This is a genomic window from Streptomyces sp. NPDC017993, assembly GCF_044328065.1.
Lineage (GTDB): Bacteria > Actinomycetota > Actinomycetes > Streptomycetales > Streptomycetaceae > Streptomyces.
Genome location: NZ_JBIRGO010000002.1, coordinates 494,636 through 512,890 on the forward strand (window position 1 = coordinate 494,636; position 18,255 = coordinate 512,890).

The following is an 18,255-nucleotide window of genomic DNA, read 5'->3' on the forward strand; positions in this document are numbered from 1 at the left end:
GCCGCCCGCCCCCTCAGCCCTCCGGATACGCGAGCAGGGTGTCGTCCACCGCCTCCCAGGCGGCCTTCAGCCGTGCCAGGAGCCGTGGCTCGACCGCGGCCTTGTCGGCCTGCTCACGCGGGTCGTCGGTGAGGTGGAAGAGCTGATCGGCGCCCTTCTTGCCCCGGTAGTACTTCCAGTCGCCGCGCCGCAGCGCCCGCTCGCCCCGCACCCGCCAGAACAGGTCGCGTTCGGCGAGCCGTTCACCGCGCAGCAGATAGCCCGCCAGGCTGGTGCCGTCCAGCGGATGGGCCCGGTCCGGGCGGGCGCCCGCGATCTCCAGCAGGGTGGCAGTCCAGTCCGGGGTGAACACCGGCTCATGGCTGACCTGGCCGGCGTCGAGCCGGGACGGCCAGCGCACGATCGTCGGCACCCGGATGCCGCCCTCCTGGAGCGATGCCTTGTTCCCGGACAGCGGCCAGTTGTACGACCAGCGTTCGCCCCCGTTGTCACTCGCGAAGAAGACGAGGGTGTTCTCCTCCTGCCCGGAGCGCTTCAGCGCGGCCAGTACCTCGCCGACCGAGCGGTCCAGGTCCTCGACCATCTCCCGGTACTTCTCCAGCGAGCCGCCGTCCCGGTGCTGCAGGGCGCCCGGCTCGCCGGCCTTGATCCTGCGGACGATCTCCGCGCTCTGCTCCGTGTCGCCGTCGGCGATCCAGGGCCAGTGCGGAGTGGTGAAGTTCAGGTTCAGCAGCCACGGCCGGTCCGTCCGCCCGCCGGAACGGTCCGCCCCGGACGCCCCGTCCCCCTCCGCCGCGGCACGGCTTCCGCCGGCGCGGCCTTCGCCGGCCCGCTGCCCCGCCTCGGTCACGAAGTCGACGGCCCGCTCGGTGAGGATCCGCGTGTAGTAGCGCAGGTCCTTGTACGCGGCGTCGCCCTCGTAGAGGTCGTACTCCCCGGCGAGTCCGAGCTTCGAGTAGTACTCCAGCGCCCCGCCGAGGTTCCCGAAGAAGGTGTCCCAGCCGGATTTGGTGGGGCTGTAGTCCGGCAGGTAGCCGCAGTGCCACTTGCCGATCAGGGCCGTCGCATAGCCCGCGTCGCGCAGCAGCGAGGCGAGCGTGGGGTGGCCAGGCTCCAGCCCCACGCTCCGGTCGGCGATCGGCTCGGCCAGGCCGCCCTTGGTACGGCCCGGGTAGCGGCCCGTGTACAGGGAGAAGCGGGTGGGCGAGCAGGTCGCCGAGCCCGAGTAGGCCTGGGTGAAGCGGACGCCCTGGCGGGCCAGTCGGTCCAGGTGCGGCGTCCGGATCTCCGGTGCCCCGTACGAGGACAGATCGGCCCACCCCAGGTCGTCGCCGAGGATGAACAGGATGTTGGGACGCCGCGCGTGCCGGCCCGGCGTGGCCCGGAACGGGCGCTCCCCGGGTGCCGGGGTCTCGGCTGCGGCGCTCGGCGCGCCCGCCACGGTGCCGAGGGCGCCGAGCCCGCCGACGGCGGCCGCGGCGCCCGCACCGGCCAGGCCGCCGAAGGTCCGGCGGGAGAGTGCGGGCTCGGGGGAGGGAGCGGGCGTATCGGGCGCGCCAGGGTCGACGGATGACATCGGTACGGCTCTCCAAAGAGGTTGATTCGGGACGCGAGGTCACATAACGCCTCGCGGAAACAGGGTGAGAGCGTGGTGGGTCGCGTATCTCACACGGACGTGGCGAGCAGTCGACGACGTAAGCCGCAAAAGGCGCACCAGGGGCATATCGAGTGAGCGTGAAAGGCGCGCGGGAAACGGCGAGGCCGACCGGGAAAGAGCAGCTCAGAAGGGTGTGCGCGGCGTGGGGCAGGCCCTCGGGGCCCGGCCGTCGCTACGCGCAGCCAGCACAGTTATCCGCAGCGACACATGGCGCTGGCGACGCGACCGAGGTCGACGTGGCGGCGCCGCACGAGCGGTCGCGCGAGGTGGGCCGCTCGGCCACACGCCAGGCGCGCCAAGGGCTGCGGGGTCTGCATGGTCGGGAATCCTGCTCGCAAAGCCGTGAGCACGTCAAGGACGCGCAACGCGCCGTTCATGCACTCCTCCAGAAGTCGGGCCATCCCCGGTTCGGATGAATCCGCGACCTGCCCTAGACTCGGAGGCGTGCCACGTGGTGACGGACGACTCAACCACGACCTGCTCCCCGGCGAGAAGGGCCCCCAGGACGCTTGCGGCGTCTTCGGTGTCTGGGCTCCGGGTGAAGAGGTCGCCAAACTCACCTATTTCGGGCTGTATGCGCTGCAGCACCGTGGACAGGAGTCCGCGGGCATCGCAGTGAGCAATGGCTCGCAGATCCTCGTCTTCAAGGACATGGGCCTGGTTTCCCAGGTCTTCGACGAGACTTCGCTCGGCTCTCTCCAGGGCCATATCGCCGTGGGCCATGCCCGCTACTCCACCACCGGTGCCTCGGTGTGGGAGAACGCGCAGCCGACGTTCCGTGCGACCGCGCACGGCTCGATCGCGCTCGGCCACAACGGCAACCTGGTGAACACCGCCGAGCTGGCGGATCTGGTCGCGGCGCTGCCCCGTGAGGGCGGCCGCGCGACCCAGGTCGCGGCCACCAACGACACCGATCTCGTGACGGCGCTGCTCGCCGGCCAGGTCGACGAGGACGGCAAGCCGCTGACCGTCGAGGAGGCCGCCCCGCGCGTCCTGCCGAAGGTCATGGGCGCCTTCTCGCTCTGCTTCATGGACGAGCACACGCTCTACGCCGCCCGCGACCCGCAGGGCATCCGCCCGCTGGTCCTCGGTCGCCTGGAGCGCGGCTGGGTGGTGGCCTCCGAGACCGCCGCCCTCGACATCTGCGGCGCCAGCTTCATCCGGGAGATCGAGCCGGGCGAGATGGTCGCCATCGATGAGGACGGTCTGCGCAGCAGCCGCTTCGCCGAGGCCCGTCCCAAGGGCTGCGTCTTCGAGTACGTCTACCTCGCGCGCCCGGACACCGACATCGCCGGCCGCAATGTGTACCTCTCCCGCGTGGAGATGGGCCGCAAGCTGGCCGCCGAGGCGCCGGCCGAGGCCGACCTCGTCATAGCGACTCCCGAGTCGGGCACCCCGGCGGCCGTCGGATACGCCGAGGCCAGCGGAATCCCGTACGGCTCCGGCCTGGTCAAGAACTCCTACGTCGGCCGGACCTTCATCCAGCCCTCGCAGACCATCCGGCAGCTCGGCATCCGCCTCAAGCTCAACCCGCTCAAGGAAGTCATCCGCGGCAAGCGCCTGGTGGTCGTCGACGACTCGATCGTCCGCGGCAACACCCAGCGCGCCCTGGTGCGGATGCTCCGCGAGGCCGGCGCGCTGGAGGTCCACATCCGGATCTCCTCCCCGCCGATCAAGTGGCCCTGCTTCTTCGGCATCGACTTCGCCACGCGCGCGGAGCTGATCGCCAATGGGCTGAGCGTGGAAGAGATCGGCAAGTCGCTGGGCGCCGATTCGCTCTCGTACATCTCCATCGACGGCATGATCGAGGCGACCACCATCGCCAAGCCGAATCTGTGCCGCGCCTGCTTCGACGGCGAATACCCGATGGATCTGCCCGACCCGGAGCTGCTGGGCAAGCACCTCCTGGAGTCGGAGACCGCCGGTAAGGCCAAGCCGGACCTGGACGGCGTCGAGACGCTGACGGCCGGGGTCGGCGGCGCCGACGCGCTGCGCCGCCCGTAGCTCGCACACACACGACACGAAAGTTCTGGGCCATGCCTACCGATTCCTTTGAGCCTGCGCAGTCCGCGGGCGCTGGTGCCAGCTACGCGGCGGCGGGTGTCGACATCGAAGCGGGCGACCGCGCCGTGGACCTCATGAAGGAGTGGGTCAAGAAGGCCACCCGCCCCGAGGTCGTCGGCGGGCTCGGCGGCTTCGCCGGCCTCTTCGACGCGTCCGCGCTCAAGCGCTACGAGCGCCCGCTGCTGGCCTCGGCCACCGACGGCGTCGGCACGAAGGTCGACATCGCCCGCAAGATGGGCGTGTACGACAGCATCGGTCACGACCTCGTCGGCATGGTCGTCGACGACCTGGTCGTCTGCGGCGCCGAGCCGCTGTTCATGACCGACTACATCTGCGTCGGCAAGGTCTTCCCCGAGCGCGTCGCCGCGATCGTCAAGGGCATCGCCGAGGGCTGTGTGCTGGCCGGCTGCGCGCTGGTCGGCGGCGAGACCGCCGAGCACCCGGGGCTGCTGGGCGTGGACGAGTTCGACGTCGCCGGCGCCGGGACGGGCGTGGTCGAGGCCGACCGGGTGCTGGGTGCGGATCGCATCCGGACGGGCGACGCCGTGATCTCCATGGCGTCCTCCGGACTTCACTCGAACGGGTACTCCCTGGTCCGCCACGTGCTGTTCGACCGCGCCGGTCTCGCCCTGGACCAGCAGATTCCGGAGTTCGGCCGGACCCTCGGCGAGGAGCTGCTGGAGCCCACCAAGATCTACTCGCTGGACTGCCTGGCGCTGACGCGTACGACCGAGGTGCACGCCTTCTCGCACATCACCGGCGGCGGCCTGGCGAACAACCTCGCCCGGGTGATCCCGGACGGTCTGCACGCCACCGTCGACCGCTCCACCTGGACGCCGGGTCCGGTCTTCGACCTGGTCGGCTCGGCCGGCTCGGTCGAGCGCCTGGAGCTGGAGAAGACCCTGAACATGGGCGTCGGCATGATCGCCGTCGTCCCGCAGGAGTCGGTGGATGTCGCACTGGCCACGCTCGCCGACCGCGGTGTGGACGCCTGGGTCAGCGGCGAGATCTCCGAGCGCGGCGACCGTGCCGACGCGGTGACCCTGACCGGTGAGTACGCGAGCTGATCTGAGTGGCCGCCGCTCATCCGGCGGCCACTTCGGTGCCCACATCGGCGGCTGCTTCGGTGCCGGCTCCGCGGCCACCCGGGCAGCACAGAACCCGGTCCTGGCACTGGCCTGGACCGGGTTCTCGATGCTGTCTGTTGTCAGAGCCTGGTACGCACAGGGCGTCAGGCGCGACGACGCTGGTCGGACGAGTCGCCCTCGTCCTCATCATCGTCGTTGTACCGATCCGCGTACTGTGCGTACGGGTCGTCGTCGTCCTCGTCATCCTCGAACGGTTCCCCGTTCGGAGGCTGCTGGTTCGACGGCGATGCACCCAGCTCGTCGGCCAGTCGTGAGAGATCCGTCCCACCGCTGCTGTACTTCAGCTGGCGGGCGACCTTTGTCTGCTTGGCCTTGGCCCGGCCGCGCCCCATGGGTCGACCCCCTCAATGACGGGGCTCGATGGCCCCAGAGTCTTGACACGCGTTCATGATTCAGAACGGACTCTCGACAGAGAGGCCGGTCTGTAGGGCTTTAACGGTACCTGCTTCCGCGGCCGTTCGGTACGTCGCCCGCATCACCCACTGCTCGGCACGACCCGCGAGGCACCCTTTTCCCGCTGGTCAACTGCGATTTTAACCTGTCCTGTACGGCGACCCGCCGACGGGTGGTGAGGGAAGTCTCCTCGATCACCCGTGGCGGGTCGCGCAAGGCCGTGTTTCCGGCCATGGGGGCGCTCCCGAAGCGCCCCCGGTCCGTCAGGCGCGCCGGGCCTCGGCCATACGCGTTTCGGCCAGTCGGTCGGCCGCGGCGGCGGGCGGGATCCCGTCCGTCTTCGCACGAGCGAATATCGCCAGCGTGGTGTCGAAGATCTTCGTCGCCTTGGCCTTGCAGCGGTCGAAGTCGAAGCCGTGCAGCTCATCGGCCACCTGGATGACGCCGCCCGCGTTCACGACGTAATCCGGGGCGTAGAGGATGCCGCGGTCGGACAGGTCCTTCTCGACGCCGGGGTGTGCGAGCTGGTTGTTGGCCGCCCCGCACACCACCTTCGCGGTCAGCACCCGCACCGACTCGTCGCTCAGCGCGCCGCCCAGCGCGCACGGCGCGTAGATGTCCAGGCCCTCGGTGCGGATCAGCGCCTCGGTGTCGGCGACGGCGGTCACCTGGGGGTGCTTGGCGCGGATCCGGTCCACCGACTCGCCACGGACGTCCGTGATCACGACCTCCGCGCCGTCCTTGAGGAGGTGCTCGACGAGGTGGTGGCCCACCTTGCCGACCCCTGCCACGCCGACCTTGCGGTCGCGCAGTGTCGGGTCGCCCCACTGGTGCTGGGCCGAGGCGCGCATGCCCTGGTAGACGCCGAAGGCGGTCAGGACGGAGGAGTCGCCGGCGCCGCCGTTCTCGGGCGAGCGGCCGGTGGTCCACTTGTTCGTACGGGCCACCACGTCCATGTCGGCGACGTAGGTGCCGACATCGCACGCGGTGACGTAGCGGCCGCCCAGAGAGGCCACGAAGCGGCCGTAGGCGAGCAGCAGCTCCTCGGTCTTGATCACGTCGGGGTCGCCGATGATCACGGCCTTGCCGCCGCCGTGCTCCAGGCCGGCGAGCGCGTTCTTGTAGGACATACCGCGCGAGAGGTTGAGCGCGTCCAGCACGGCCTCCTCCTCGGAGGCGTACGCGTGGAAGCGGGTACCGCCCAGGGCGGGGCCCAGTGCGGTGCTGTGGAGGGCGATCACGGCCCGGAGGCCGCTGGCGCGGTCCTGGCAGAGAACGACTTGCTCGTGGCCGCCCTGCTCCGATCGGAACAGGGTGTGCAGAACGCCGCCGTCGGCACTGACGGAGGCAGGACGTACGTCAGTCACTGTGGTGACTCCCATAAGTCGCGAAGGACGCCCTCGTGCGGGTGGGGAGGGCCGGTCGGGAAGAGCGTAAGACCTCGGGGCCCCGTTGATCGGTCAGGTGCCGCGGATCACCCTCGCTCGGGGGACGGGCATGGGACGATCTGCCCGTATCCCGGGCCGGGGCGGAGGTGGGCAACTCCTCCCGGAGGTGGACTTCCCTGAAAAGGAGCGGGCGTGGCCTTGGCGTCGTCGGTGATGGTCCCGTATGTGGCATATCTGCGGGTCTACGAGCCGCTGGCAGCGTTCCCGGAGCCCGAGCGCTCCCACTGGGCGCGGTACGCCGAGCGCGAGCACACCCCCACGGCTCAGGACGAGCAGCGCCGGGCGCTGGCCGATCTCCTGCCGACCCCGCCGGTGCCGGTGCCGGTGCACGAGAGCGCGGACGCCTTCGTGGCCGATGTGGACGGCGTCACGTGCGTCTGTCCGTGGCGCACGCGGTTGCGCGGCTGGCAGGCGCTGGAGGCCCTGGAGGAGCTGCTGCCGGCGCCCGTGCTGGACGCGGCGCTGCCGCCGGTCGTGCGGCGGCAGGCGGCCACCGACTACGAACAGTGGCGGGAGCGCAATCCGGACGCCAGACCCTGGATCCGCGGCGCGACCTGGCACGTTCCGGTCCGCTGGTTCGTGCTCTTCGACGACGAGGAGCGCGAGTACACGAAGAGTGACCAGGGGCTGCATATGCGTTACCGGACGCCGATGGTGCAGGCCCGGCGTCGCGTCGCGCGCGGACTGCGGACGCTGCGCGACACCTTGGAAGAGGGGCCGCTGATCGACGGCCTGGTAGATGTGGGGCGCTGGCTCGAGGAATTCCACCCGCGTTCGCTCGTGGAGCTGGATTACGGAGGCCTGGTGCACGCGGTGCCCGAGGAGCAGCTCGCCGAGGACCGCTCCGCCGCGGAAGTGGCGGAGGGACTGGCGGCGCTGCGCGACGGGGACGGCGAGCGGGCCGGCATCGCGTACGAGAAGCTGTCCGACCGATGGCGTGCGGTGCGCGAACGTCAGTTCTCCAGCTGAATGTCCGGAGCTGCGGCATGACGCCGGGCAGGGCCTGTCATCCCGGGCCTGACGCCGGGGGACGTAGGTCCTGATCCGGGCGATTGCCCCAAGCGTGACCTAAAGCACTGACTTCGGGTCTTGCTCTCAAGCCATACCCTCGTGCCAAAATAGGACAAGGAGCCTGACTGGGGCTCCTTCCGCCTAACTAAGGGCGGATAGATCGGTATTGCGCTCCTTGAGGGTTTCCTGGCGACTAATCCCGTTGTGACTGATCGTCACGGGGGTGTGACTGTCCGCTATGGCATGGTCCATCGGCTTCCGCCGAGGTTGAACACCTGAGAGGGCAATTCCATCGGTTTGGCCGACGTGGCTGGACGGATGGTGTAGTTGTAGTGCCGAGGACAAGCCGTTCGTCCTATAACCGACTCGGCCCGCGTCCGCCATTTCGGGCAACGTGGGTCAAGGTGCAGAATTTAGAGGAAAGAACCGTGATGGTTCGGTTCTCCCGAGGAGGCCGCTCATGACCGCTCGCACCCCTGACGCCGAGCCGCTGCTTACCCCTGCTGAGGTCGCCACGATGTTCCGCGTGGACCCGAAGACGGTGACCCGCTGGGCCAAGGCAGGCAAGCTCACGTCCATCCGCACGCTCGGAGGGCATCGGCGTTACCGCGAGGCTGAGGTCCGCGCACTGCTTGCGGGTATCCCGCAGCAGCGCAGCGAGGCCTGAATAACCGCATAGCCAGGCCGTTTTCGGGGCCCCCAACCCGAAAATGCCCACTTGGCACCACATAGCTCGACCTGCTCCACCCAAGCTCCACAGCTACACCGACGCGGTGCCTGCCCCAACAGGCCCCACACCCGCTCCACCTGGGTACGTCACCGATCGCGCTGGACTCCGCCGGGTCCAGCGCGATTTTTTTTGTGTGCGCCCGCTGCTCGGCCCGCCGGCACGGCCGGGTCGGCCCGGCGCCCATGGCGCCCCGCGGGGCGTCCTGCGTGCCCACAGGGCCCCTCTGAGGGGCTGCCTGCGCGGACCCCACGGTCTCGTTCCGAAGTCGCCAGGGGGAGGGTGCAATTGCACATATTAAATTGACGGGTTGTAGGGGGGGTGTAAGTTCCCTACTTCGCAAAAGTTGTTCGGTGACACCCGTCACACGGCGCAGTCCTTGAAGGCGGTACGGCCGCTGCGGTATTGCACTTTCGACGCTGCCGCTCAACAGCCTCCCACCGCACGGGCGGTGAGGGAGGCGACTTTGGTCAACGGGGCGAGGGGCTTTCGCCGTCCGCGCCCGAGGGTCCGCATGCGGCCGGGGAGGATGCGGCGCCGGTCTCGGGCGCCGAGGCCCCCGGGCGGCCCCTGTGCGGCTCCATGGCGAGCCGTAGCAGCTGGTGGCAGATGGGGCAGTGCCGCGTCAGATGGCGGTAGCCCGCCGCGGCCGACAGATGGGCACGCAGCAGTGCCCTGGTCGCGTGCCTCGCCCGTGTCGTCATCGCACGTACCTCCCACCCCCGCGCCTCCTCTGTGAGTACCGGTGGCGTCCACGCCCGTCAAGACGGCAGCGGGCGGCCGCTGCCGCCACCCGCACCTTCGCGCCAACGTGGGCGGGCCGTCCGGACGGGGCGTTCGGAGAGGTCATGCCGGCTGCGGGCGGTGAGCAGTGGCGAGGGCGGCTGCCTGCGGGGACGCGGGCGGCGGGCGCGGGGGAGAGGCGGTGGCGTCGCCAGGGAGGCTGCGGTGCGCCCGGCCCGGAATCCGCCACTCCGGTCCGAGGCGCTCATGGGCCCCGGGCCGCTCCGCGGCGTCGAGTCTCCTCGGCGTCGGGCCGCTCCTCGGTGTCGGGCCTCCTCGGCGTCGGGCCGACATGGCCTCGGGCCTCCACCGCCATGGGGACGCTGCGAGGCGGAAGGTGCCGGGCCCAGGAAGCGCCGCGGCGTGCGTCGAGCTACGGCCCGAAACGCGCTACGGCCCGCATCCGAGAAGGATGCGGGCCGTAACTCATGCGGTCCTGACGGGATTTGAACCCGCGGCCTCCACCTTGACAGGGTGGCGAGCACTCCAAACTGCTCCACAGGACCTTGCGTTTCGCTTTCCGCTTGCGGCGGGCTGCGAAGCAAGACTGTACAGCAGGTCAGGGGGTGCGGTCGAACTCGATGCCGGTGGCTGCCCGCGGCTACGGCGCCGCGGCGTCCACGGCCTTCACGATGCGCTTGTCCGAGACCGGGTAGGCGGTCCCCAGCGCGTGCGCGAAGTAGCTCACCCGCAGCTCCTCGATCATCCAGCGGATCTCCCGGGCCGCGGCCGGCACCGGGCGGCCCTGGGGGAACTGCTCCAGCAGCCAGGCGTATTCGTCCTGCATCTCCTTCACCTTCGCCATCCGGGTGCGATCCCGCTCGGCGTTGGTGGGCAGCTGCTGCAGGCGCCGGTCGATGGCCACCAGATAGCGCATCAGGTCCGGCAGCCGCTTGGCGCCGTGCGCGGTGACGAACCCCGGCTTGATGAGCGCTGCCAGCTGCTCCTTGACGTCCGCCAACGACGGCAGCAGGGAGGGGAACGTCGTCGCCTTCAGCCGGCGCTCACACGCCTGCCAGGCGGCCAGCACCTCCTGGACCTGCTGAATGGTCTTCAGCGTCGCGTCCACCAGATCGGCGCGTACCGCGTCGAAGAGCTTCCGGAAGGACTCCTCGTCCCACGCGGGACCGCCGCGCGACGCGATGAGGCGGTCGGCTGCGGCCGTCACACAGTCCTCGAACAGCGCCGCGATGGAGCCGTGCGGATTGCGGGACAGCGCGAGCTTGTGCTGATTGCTCAGCTTGTCCTGGGCGAACTTCGCCGGGTTGGAGGCGACATTGAGCAGGATGAGCCTGCGGGTGCCCGCCCACATGGCCTGCAGCTGCTCCGCCTCGGTGTCGAAGAGGCGTACGGCGACGCTGCTGCCCTCGTCCACCAGGGCCGGGTACGCCTTGAGCGGCTGGCCCGCGCGCCGGGTCTCGAAGGTGCGCGCAAGCGTGCCGATCGTCCAGGACGTCAGGCCGGTCCGCTGCTCCGGTCCTGCCGGCGCGGAGCCGTCGCCCTTGGCCCCCTTGCCGTCCTTGCCGTCCCTCGCGGGCCGGTCGGCGGCCTGCTCGAAGGCCTTGGAGATGGCCTCCCGGGTCTTCGGCTTCAGCTGGATCCGCAGCGCTTCGAGATCCTTGGCCTCGGCGAGCTTGCGGCGCCGCTCGTCGACCACCCGGAAGGTGATCTTGAGGTGGTCGGGGACCTTGGCGGTGTCGAAGTCCCCCGCCTGCACCGGCACGCCCACCATCCGCTGGAGACCGGCGGCCAGCGATGCGGTCAGGGCCCCCTGCAACGGCACGGTGGAGTCCAGGAACCGGACCGCGAAGTTCGGCGCCGGGACGTAGTTGCGGCGGATCGGCTTGGGCAGTGAGCGGATCAGCTCCGTCACCAGCTGCTCGCGCAGGCCGGGAATCTGCCAGTCGAAGCCCTCGGAGGAGACCTGGTTGAGGACCTGGAGCGGCACATGGACTGTCACGCCGTCCGCGTCCGCGCCGGGCTCGAACTGGTAGGTGACCTTGAACTTCAGCTTTCCCTGGCGCCAGGAATCCGGGTAGTCGTCCTTGGTGACGGCTTCCGCGGATTCGTTGATGAGCATGGATTGCTCGAAGTTCAGCAGCTCCGGGTCCGGGCCGTCGGCATGGCCTCGTTTCTTCCACCAGGCGTCGAAGTGCGCCCCCGAGACGATGTCCGCCGGAATGCGCTGGTCGTAGAAGTCGAAGAGCGTCTCGTCGTCGACGAGGATGTCGCGGCGCCGGGCGCGGTGCTCCAACTCCTCCACCTCGCCGAGGAGTTTGCGGTTGTCATGGAAGAACTGGTGGTGCGTGCGCCAGTCGCCCTCCACCAGGGCGTTACGGATGAACAGGTCCCGTGAGGTCTCCGGGTCGATGCGGCCGTAGGTGATCTTCCGCTGGGCGACGATCGGGACGCCGTAGAGCGTCACCCGCTCGTACGCCATCACCGCCGCCATCTTCTGCTCCCAGTGCGGCTCGCTGTACGTCCGCTTCACCAGGTGCTGCGCCAGCGGCTCGACCCACTCCGGCTCGATCCTGGCGTTCACCCGCGCCCACAGGCGGGACGTCTCGACCAGCTCCGCGGACATGATCCAGCGCGGTGGCTTCTTGAAGAGCGCGGAGCCGGGGAAGACCGCGAACTTGGCGCTGCGGGCGCCCAGATACTCGTTCTTGGCGTCCGTTTCCTTGAGTCCGATATGCGAAAGCAAACCGGAGAGCAGGGAGGTGTGAATATGGTCGGGCGCCGCATCCTCCTCGCTGAGGTGAATGCCCATGGTCTTGGCGACCGAGCGCAGCTGGGAGTAGATGTCCTGCCACTCGCGTATCCGCAGGTAGTTCAGGAACTCGGACCGGCACATTCGCCGGAATGCCGACGACGAGAGTGCCTTCTGCTGCTCCCGGACATAGCGCCAGAGGTTGAGGAAGGCGAGGAAGTCGCTGGTCTCGTCCTTGAAACGGGCGTGCTGCTGGTCGGCCTGCTGCTGTTTGTCGGAGGGCCGCTCGCGGGGGTCCTGGATGGACAGCGCCGCCGCGATCACCATGACCTCGCGGACACAGCCGTTGCGGTCGGCCTCCAGCACCATCCGGGCCAGCCGCGGGTCGACCGGCAGCTGGGAGAGCTTGCGGCCGAGCGGGGTGAGCCGCTGCTCCCCCTTCTGCCCCGGCCGCCCGGAGCCGCCTGACTTCGGCTTGCCGTCCAGCGCGCCGAGCTCGTGCAGCAGATCGATGCCGTCCTTGATGTTGCGGCGGTCCGGCGGGTCGATGAAGGGGAACTTCTCGATGTCGCCGAGGCCGGCCGCGGTCATCTGCAGGATGACGGAGGCGAGGTTGGTGCGCAGGATCTCGGCGTCGGTGAACTCCGGGCGGCTGACGAAGTCGTCCTCGGAGTACAGCCGGATGCAGATGCCGTCGCTGGTACGCCCGCAGCGGCCCTTGCGCTGGTTGGCGCTGGCCTGTGAAATCGGCTCGATCGGCAGCCGCTGCACCTTGGTACGGAAGCTGTAGCGGGAGATCCGCGCCATGCCCGGGTCGATGACGTACCGGATGCCGGGGACGGTCAGCGAGGTCTCCGCGACGTTCGTGGCGAGCACGATCCGGCGGCCGGTGTGCCGCTGGAAGACGCGGTGCTGCTCTGCGTGCGAGAGCCGTGCGTACAGCGGCAGCACTTCGGTGGACCGCAGGTTCTTCTTGTTGAGCGCGTCGGCGGTGTCGCGGATCTCGCGCTCGCCGGAGAGGAAGACCAGGATGTCGCCGGGTCCCGCGGCCTGGAGCTCGTCGACGGCGTCGCAGATCGCGGTGATCTGGTCGCGGTCGCCTTCCTGGCCGCCCTCCTCCAGCAGCGGGCGGTAGCGGACCTCGACCGGATACGTCCGGCCGGAGACCTCGACGATCGGGGCGCCGGCGGGCGCCGCCCCGCCCTCCGGGGCCGTGTCCTCGGCGGCCCCGGCGTCCACCGCGGTGAAACTGCCGAAGTGCCTGGCGAACCGCTCGGGGTCGATGGTCGCGGAGGTGATCACGACCTTCAGATCCGGGCGCTTGGGCAGCAGCTGCGCCAGATAGCCGAGGATGAAGTCGATGTTGAGGCTGCGCTCGTGCGCCTCGTCGATGATGATCGTGTCGTACTGGCGCAGCTCGCGGTCCGTCTGGATCTCGGCGAGCAGGATGCCGTCGGTCATCAGCTTGACGAGGGTCTCGCCGCCGACCTGGTCGGTGAACCGCACCTTCCAGCCGACCGCCTCGCCCAGCGGGGTCTTCAGCTCCTCGGCCACCCGCTCGGCGACCGTACGGGCCGCGATCCGGCGGGGCTGGGTGTGCCCGATGAGGCCGCGGACGCCCCGTCCGAGCTCCAGGCAGATCTTGGGGATCTGGGTCGTCTTGCCGGACCCGGTCTCGCCCGCGACGATCACGACCTGGTGGTCGCGGATCGCGGCGGCGATCTCGTCCTTCTTCTGGCTGACCGGGAGTTCTTCCGGGTAGGTGATGTCGGGCACCGCGGCGCGCCGCTGGGCGACGCGCAGCTCCGCCTCCTCGATGCCGTCGGAGATCTCGGCGAGCACGGCCGCTCGGGCCTCGGGCTTACGGATCCGGCGCGCGCCGTCGAGTCGACGCCCCAGCCGCTGCTGGTCGCGCAGCATCAGCTCGGGCAGTCGCTCCAGCAGGGCGGGCAGGGCGGGGGCAGGCTGACTGGACATACGTCCCCCAGGATCTCACCTCCCGGATCGGACTGGCGAACCATTTGCGGGCGACAACCGGTGCACCCGGTCGTCGCGGCGCCCTCGCAGCCGTGCCGGGAACCGGTCGGCGCGGCGGAGCCGGGGCTTCCGCGACGGCCGCGTGGGGGGGACCTGTAGGGGTATGTCCGTGATCATTGCTTTAGCGTGTTCACATGTCTGATCAGCGCGGTGAGCATGTTCCGCACGGTGCCCACGGAAGGCGTCCGACCCGGGCGGAGAAATGGGCGGCCTTCAAGGAGTCACCGTTCCTCCCCGCGATCGTGCTGGTGTTCATCCTCGCGGCGGCGGCCGGGCTGTTCGCCGGCTCATACACCTCGACCATGGCCAAGCCGGCGCCGCGGCACATCCCGACCGCCGTGGTCGGCTCGCTCGACGCCCCGCAGGAGAAGGCGTTCGCGGCGGGCATGGAGAAGGCGCTGAACGCCTCGCTGCGGCTGACCGGGTACGGCACCTACGGCGAGGCCCTGGAGGCCGTCGAGGAGCAGCGGGAGTTCGCGATCCTTCAGCCGCGCGGCCGGGGCGTGGAGCTGGATGTGGCCGCGGCTTCGGGCGCGTCGGTGGCGCAGCTGCTGGGCGAATCGGGCCTGAAGGTCGGCAAGGCGGTCGGGGTGGACGTCCGGCTCAAGGACATCAAGCCGCTGCAGGAGGGTGACCCGCGCGGCCTCGCGCTCTTCTACATCTCGCTGGCCGCGGTGATCATCGGTTTCGTCGGGGCCATCCAGCTCAGCGTGCACGCGCGTGCCCTCAATCCCGCGGAGCGGACCGCGTTCACCGTGGTGTACGCCCTGTTGGGCGGCTTCGCCATCGCCGCGGTGGTGGACTGGTGGCTGGGCGCCCTGGACCTGCCCTTCGTGGAGTCGTGGCTGATCCTGGCGCTGACGATGTTCACGTCCGGCATGGTCTTCACGATGTTCAACACCCTGATCGGGCGCTGGGCGATGATCCCCACCTGGGGGTTGATGGTGCTGCTGGGCAACCCGTCCTCCGGTGGCGCGGTGTCCTGGCCGCTGCTGCCGTCCGCCCTGGGCCATATCGGCCGCTGGCTTCCGCCGGGAGGTTCGGTCAACGCCCAGCACACCGCCGTCTACTTCGGCGGCCACCAGCATCTTTTTCCTTTTCTGGTGCTGGCCGGGTGGTCGGTGCTCGCGAGCACGGTCTTCTGGGTCTGGCGCCACCGTCATCCGGGTGGCCGCGAAGCTGCCCCCGCACACGCGGAAGCCGCCGGCTGACGGCGCGGCCGGTGCGATGAGCCGGACCGTGGGACTACGGCGTTCGGGTGGGGGCGGCCATATCCGCCGGGATCGCCCTCGCGGCCCGGCCCGTGTCCGGCTCCGCCGCACGCCGCACGCCGCACACGAAGAAGGCCCCGATCCACTGGATCGGGGCCTTCTCCCAAAGGGTGTGGCTGGGGCCGGGGTCGAACCGGCGACCTATCGCTTTTCAGGCGATCGCTCGTACCAACTGAGCTACCCAGCCGCAGCGGTCCTGACGGGATTTGAACCCGCGGCCTCCACCTTGACAGGGTGGCGAGCACTCCAAACTGCTCCACAGGACCTTGCATTGCGCGAAAGCGGCGTGAACCAGTCTCGCACACGGTAATGCGTGCCCCCAACGGGATTCGAACCCGTGCTACCGCCTTGAAAGGGCGGCGTCCTGGGCCACTAGACGATGAGGGCTGGTGGCCACCTTGGCGTCGTTACCGGCGCCGTCGGGGACGTGAGAAGCATATGGGATGGGAGGACCGTTCGCCAAAACGGTTTACCCGGGGCCCTCCGAGGGTGCTCTGGACCGCTGCGCCGAAGGGCTCGGGGAGCGGGGCGGCTCGGGTGTGGCGCCGGGCTGGTTCTCCCGTGGGAGGTGCCGGCTCACCTCGGCCCGCGACAGGCCCAGGCCGCCGAGCGTGATCTCGTCCCACGCCTGGAGCCGCTTGGTCGTGCGATCCAGGTAGAGCACCGAGGCGCGGACCTGCTCGGGCTTCTTGTTCTGCACCGCGCGCAGCCCGCCGCCGCCCGTGGAGCCCTCGACCATCAGACGGGTGCCCTGGGGGAGCATCCTGTTCTCGCGGTGGTGGATGTGCCCCGCGAGCGCCAGCGGGACCAGGCCGTCCGCCTCGGTCGCCGCGGTGGGGTTGTGCGCCAGCGCGATGTCGACGGGTGTGCCGGCCAGGCGCTGGGTGCGCAGCGAGTCGGCGAGCCGGCCGCCCGCGGTCCGCTCGGAGGGGTCGCCGGCGGGCAGCACGGAGCGGTCGGGGGTGAACTGCGGGTCGCCCACGCCCGCGATGCGCACCCCGGCGACCTGCGTGACCCGGCCGTCGTCGAGCACGGTGACGTGCTTGCGCCCGGTCAGGTACTTCTGCGTGGTCTGGGAGTCGTGGTTGCCGCGCACCCAGACGTACGGGGCCCCGAGGGTGGAGACGGGGTCCAGGAAGTGGTTCTCGGCGGCCGAGCCGTGGTCCATGGTGTCGCCGGTATCGATGATCACGTCGATCCGGTACTGCTTGACGAGGGATTCGATGATCCGCCAGCTGCCGGGGTTGAGGTGGATGTCGGAGACGTGCAGCACCCGGATGGTGGTCGGGTCCGGCTGGTACGTCGGCAGCGTCGAGGTGGCGTCGTAGAGCTTGGTGACGTTGGTGACCAGGCGGGCCAACTCCTGCTGGTAGACGTTGAATTCGCTGACGATGTTGCGTGCGTTGCCGACCACGGACGGGGCCGAGGAGAGCAGTCCGGAGAACTTCGGCTCCAGTACGGACTTCGGGTTCCAGGTGGCGTAGGCGGCCGCGCCGGAGGTGGCGAGGAGGGTGAGCGCCAGGCCGCCGGCGGCCAGGGCGCGGCGGGGCCTGCGGTAGACGGCCAGGCCCAGCGCGGTGGCGCCAAACGCCACGGCGGCACAGGCATTCAGGGCGAGTCCCGCGGTGCCGCGGGTGACGTCGTGGGTGACTTGCGCCTGCAGGCCGGCGAAGCGCTCGGGATGGTCGACCAGCTCCTGGGAGCGGACCGGGTCGAGCCGGTCGACGTCGACATCGAGCCGTATGGGGCCGTGGTGACTGCTGAGTTCCAGGTCGCCGAGCGGCGAGACATTGATCCTGGTGCCGCCGGTCAGGGAGGGCCGCAGCGTCATGTGGGTGTCCATCGGTCCCACCGGGGCGTGGATGCCGCCGGTGACGAGCAGCCCGAGCCAGGCGCCGAGGACGGTGACGGCCGCCAGGCCGAGGGCGCGGCTGTAGGGGTGCGGCGACGGGGCGAGGGCGAGGACGGGGGCCGTACGGCGGGAGCGGTAGTGGCGGCGGACGGTGCCGGGCAGTCTCCGTACGCCGTCGAGCGTGGCTCGAAGCAGCCGGAGCGGGAGAGGTGCCGAGGTGTCGGTGGTCAGTGTCCGGGAGCGCGCTACGCGGGCCATTGGGCCCGTATGCCCCACCGTGGTGCCCAGTAAGCGGCGAGGCGCGCCGGTCCGTGGCGGGAGACCTGTCACGGCCATGCGTGCGGGACAGGTGGTGCGGGAAGGGACGGTGGGGCCGATGGTGCGGTCCGCAGCCGCGCGCCGACCGCGGTCCTCGACGCCCGGTTCCGGGGCCGGGTAGCGGAGAATGGTGGTGTGCTGGAAATGACGCGCGAGGAGTTCGAGGAACTGGTCGCAGAGGCGCTGGACCGGATCCCCCCGGAGCTGACCCGGCTGATGGACAACGTGGCGGTGTTCGTCGAGGACGAGCCCCCGTCCGACGACCCCGAGCTGCTCGGGCTGTACGAAGGGACGCCGCTGACCGACCGCGGGGAGTGGTACGCCGGTGTGCTCCCGGACCGGATCACGATCTACCGGGGACCCACGCTGCGGATGTGCGCGACGCGCGAGGACGTGGTCGCCGAGACCGAGGTGACGGTCGTTCACGAGATCGCGCACCACTTCGGCATCGACGACGAGCGGCTGCACGCGCTGGGCTACGGCTGAGCGATCGGGCCTGCGGTACGCGTGTCCTCAAGCCCGGGGCGGGAGTTGGGCAGGGCGTCCGTCGCCGCTGTCCCTGCGCTCCGGATCCGGAGGTCCCCGCCCGTGCGCCCGATCCCTTCCCGTCCCCGCTTCCGTCCCGGTTCCCCATCCGGTCCCGCTTCCTCGCCGACGCCGTCCCCGTCGGTGAGTGCCGCGCCGTCCCCCGAGCCGTCCCCGGCCGCCCGGCGTCTCGTTCGGTCCGCTCCCGCCCTGCCCGCGGGCCGGTCGCTGGCTCGGGTCACCGCCGCCGCGGTGACCGTCTCGGCGCTGGCCGCCTCCCTGTCCGGCTGCCTGAGCGTGAGTGACGCGGA

13 protein-coding genes and 4 tRNA genes are annotated in these 18,255 nt (G+C 70.2%); 6 read left to right on the plus strand and 11 right to left on the minus strand.

What is annotated here, in order from left to right; all coding sequences use genetic code 11:
- Positions 1-13: 13 nt before the first annotated feature.
- Both ACH4FH_RS05215 and ACH4FH_RS05220 read right to left on the minus strand, forming a co-directional pair.
- Positions 14-1,576, minus strand: coding sequence for a sulfatase (locus ACH4FH_RS05215; RefSeq protein WP_398554358.1), 1,563 nt, complete (start codon positions 1,574-1,576; stop codon positions 14-16).
- 272 nt (positions 1,577-1,848) lie between these two features.
- Positions 1,849-2,058: a putative leader peptide gene (locus ACH4FH_RS05220; protein ID WP_398554359.1), complete on the minus strand. Its 210-nt coding sequence runs from the start codon at positions 2,056-2,058 to the stop codon at positions 1,849-1,851.
- 43 nt (positions 2,059-2,101) lie between these two features.
- Between ACH4FH_RS05220 and purF the strand changes: the two genes are divergently transcribed.
- Together purF and purM are read left to right on the plus strand one after the other, a co-directional pair.
- A complete protein-coding gene (gene purF, locus ACH4FH_RS05225) occupies positions 2,102-3,661 on the plus strand; it encodes an amidophosphoribosyltransferase (RefSeq protein ID WP_398554360.1) in 1,560 nt (519 codons plus the stop codon).
- A gap of 32 nt (positions 3,662-3,693) precedes the next feature.
- A complete protein-coding gene (gene purM / locus ACH4FH_RS05230) occupies positions 3,694-4,788 on the plus strand; it encodes a phosphoribosylformylglycinamidine cyclo-ligase (protein WP_398554361.1) in 1,095 nt (364 codons plus the stop codon).
- 164 nt (positions 4,789-4,952) lie between these two features.
- Here purM and ACH4FH_RS05235 read toward each other — a convergent pair whose 3' ends face one another.
- Together ACH4FH_RS05235 and ACH4FH_RS05240 are read right to left on the minus strand one after the other, a co-directional pair.
- Positions 4,953-5,201, minus strand: coding sequence for a DUF3073 domain-containing protein (locus ACH4FH_RS05235; protein WP_393893236.1), 249 nt, complete (start codon positions 5,199-5,201; stop codon positions 4,953-4,955).
- Positions 5,202-5,525: 324 nt separating this feature from the next.
- Complete coding sequence (locus tag ACH4FH_RS05240; protein ID WP_398554362.1) at positions 5,526-6,644, minus strand: Leu/Phe/Val dehydrogenase; 1,119 nt, start codon at positions 6,642-6,644, stop codon at positions 5,526-5,528.
- Positions 6,645-6,842: 198 nt separating this feature from the next.
- Between ACH4FH_RS05240 and ACH4FH_RS05245 the strand changes: the two genes are divergently transcribed.
- A complete protein-coding gene (locus ACH4FH_RS05245; protein WP_398554363.1) occupies positions 6,843-7,679 on the plus strand; it encodes a hypothetical protein in 837 nt (278 codons plus the stop codon).
- Between the two features lie 502 nt (positions 7,680-8,181).
- A complete protein-coding gene (bldC, locus tag ACH4FH_RS05250; RefSeq protein WP_003949541.1) occupies positions 8,182-8,388 on the plus strand; it encodes a developmental transcriptional regulator BldC in 207 nt (68 codons plus the stop codon).
- A gap of 530 nt (positions 8,389-8,918) precedes the next feature.
- Here bldC and ACH4FH_RS05255 read toward each other — a convergent pair.
- The 3 genes from ACH4FH_RS05255 to hrpA all read right to left on the minus strand — a co-directional run bounded on the left by ACH4FH_RS05255 (position 8,919) and on the right by hrpA (position 13,918).
- Positions 8,919-9,152 carry a DUF6274 family protein gene (locus ACH4FH_RS05255; RefSeq protein ID WP_398554364.1) on the minus strand — a complete coding sequence of 78 codons (234 nt, stop codon included), beginning with the start codon at positions 9,150-9,152 and terminating at the stop codon, positions 8,919-8,921.
- A 510-nt stretch (positions 9,153-9,662) separates the two neighbouring features.
- Positions 9,663-9,737, minus strand: a tRNA-Asp gene (locus ACH4FH_RS05260).
- A gap of 95 nt (positions 9,738-9,832) precedes the next feature.
- Positions 9,833-13,918 (minus strand): ATP-dependent RNA helicase HrpA, encoded by a 4,086-nt coding sequence (gene hrpA / locus ACH4FH_RS05265; RefSeq protein ID WP_398554365.1) that lies wholly within the window; start codon positions 13,916-13,918, stop codon positions 9,833-9,835.
- A gap of 194 nt (positions 13,919-14,112) precedes the next feature.
- Between hrpA and ACH4FH_RS05270 the strand changes: the two genes are divergently transcribed.
- Positions 14,113-15,189: an ABC transporter permease gene (locus ACH4FH_RS05270; protein ID WP_398554366.1), complete on the plus strand. Its 1,077-nt coding sequence runs from the start codon at positions 14,113-14,115 to the stop codon at positions 15,187-15,189.
- Positions 15,190-15,362: 173 nt separating this feature from the next.
- Here the strand turns inward: ACH4FH_RS05270 and ACH4FH_RS05275 are convergent.
- The 4 genes from ACH4FH_RS05275 to ACH4FH_RS05290 all read right to left on the minus strand — a co-directional run bounded on the left by ACH4FH_RS05275 (position 15,363) and on the right by ACH4FH_RS05290 (position 17,359).
- Positions 15,363-15,436: transfer RNA gene (locus ACH4FH_RS05275), tRNA-Phe, on the minus strand.
- 4 nt (positions 15,437-15,440) lie between these two features.
- Positions 15,441-15,515, minus strand: a tRNA-Asp gene (locus tag ACH4FH_RS05280).
- Positions 15,516-15,563: 48 nt separating this feature from the next.
- Positions 15,564-15,636: transfer RNA gene (locus ACH4FH_RS05285), tRNA-Glu, on the minus strand.
- Between the two features lie 82 nt (positions 15,637-15,718).
- A complete protein-coding gene (locus ACH4FH_RS05290; protein WP_398554367.1) occupies positions 15,719-17,359 on the minus strand; it encodes a metallophosphoesterase in 1,641 nt (546 codons plus the stop codon).
- A 195-nt stretch (positions 17,360-17,554) separates the two neighbouring features.
- Between ACH4FH_RS05290 and ACH4FH_RS05295 the strand changes: the two genes are divergently transcribed.
- Positions 17,555-17,905, plus strand: a complete 351-nt coding sequence (locus tag ACH4FH_RS05295; protein ID WP_398554368.1) for a metallopeptidase family protein — start codon at positions 17,555-17,557, stop codon at positions 17,903-17,905.
- Positions 17,906-18,255 lie beyond the last annotated feature (350 nt).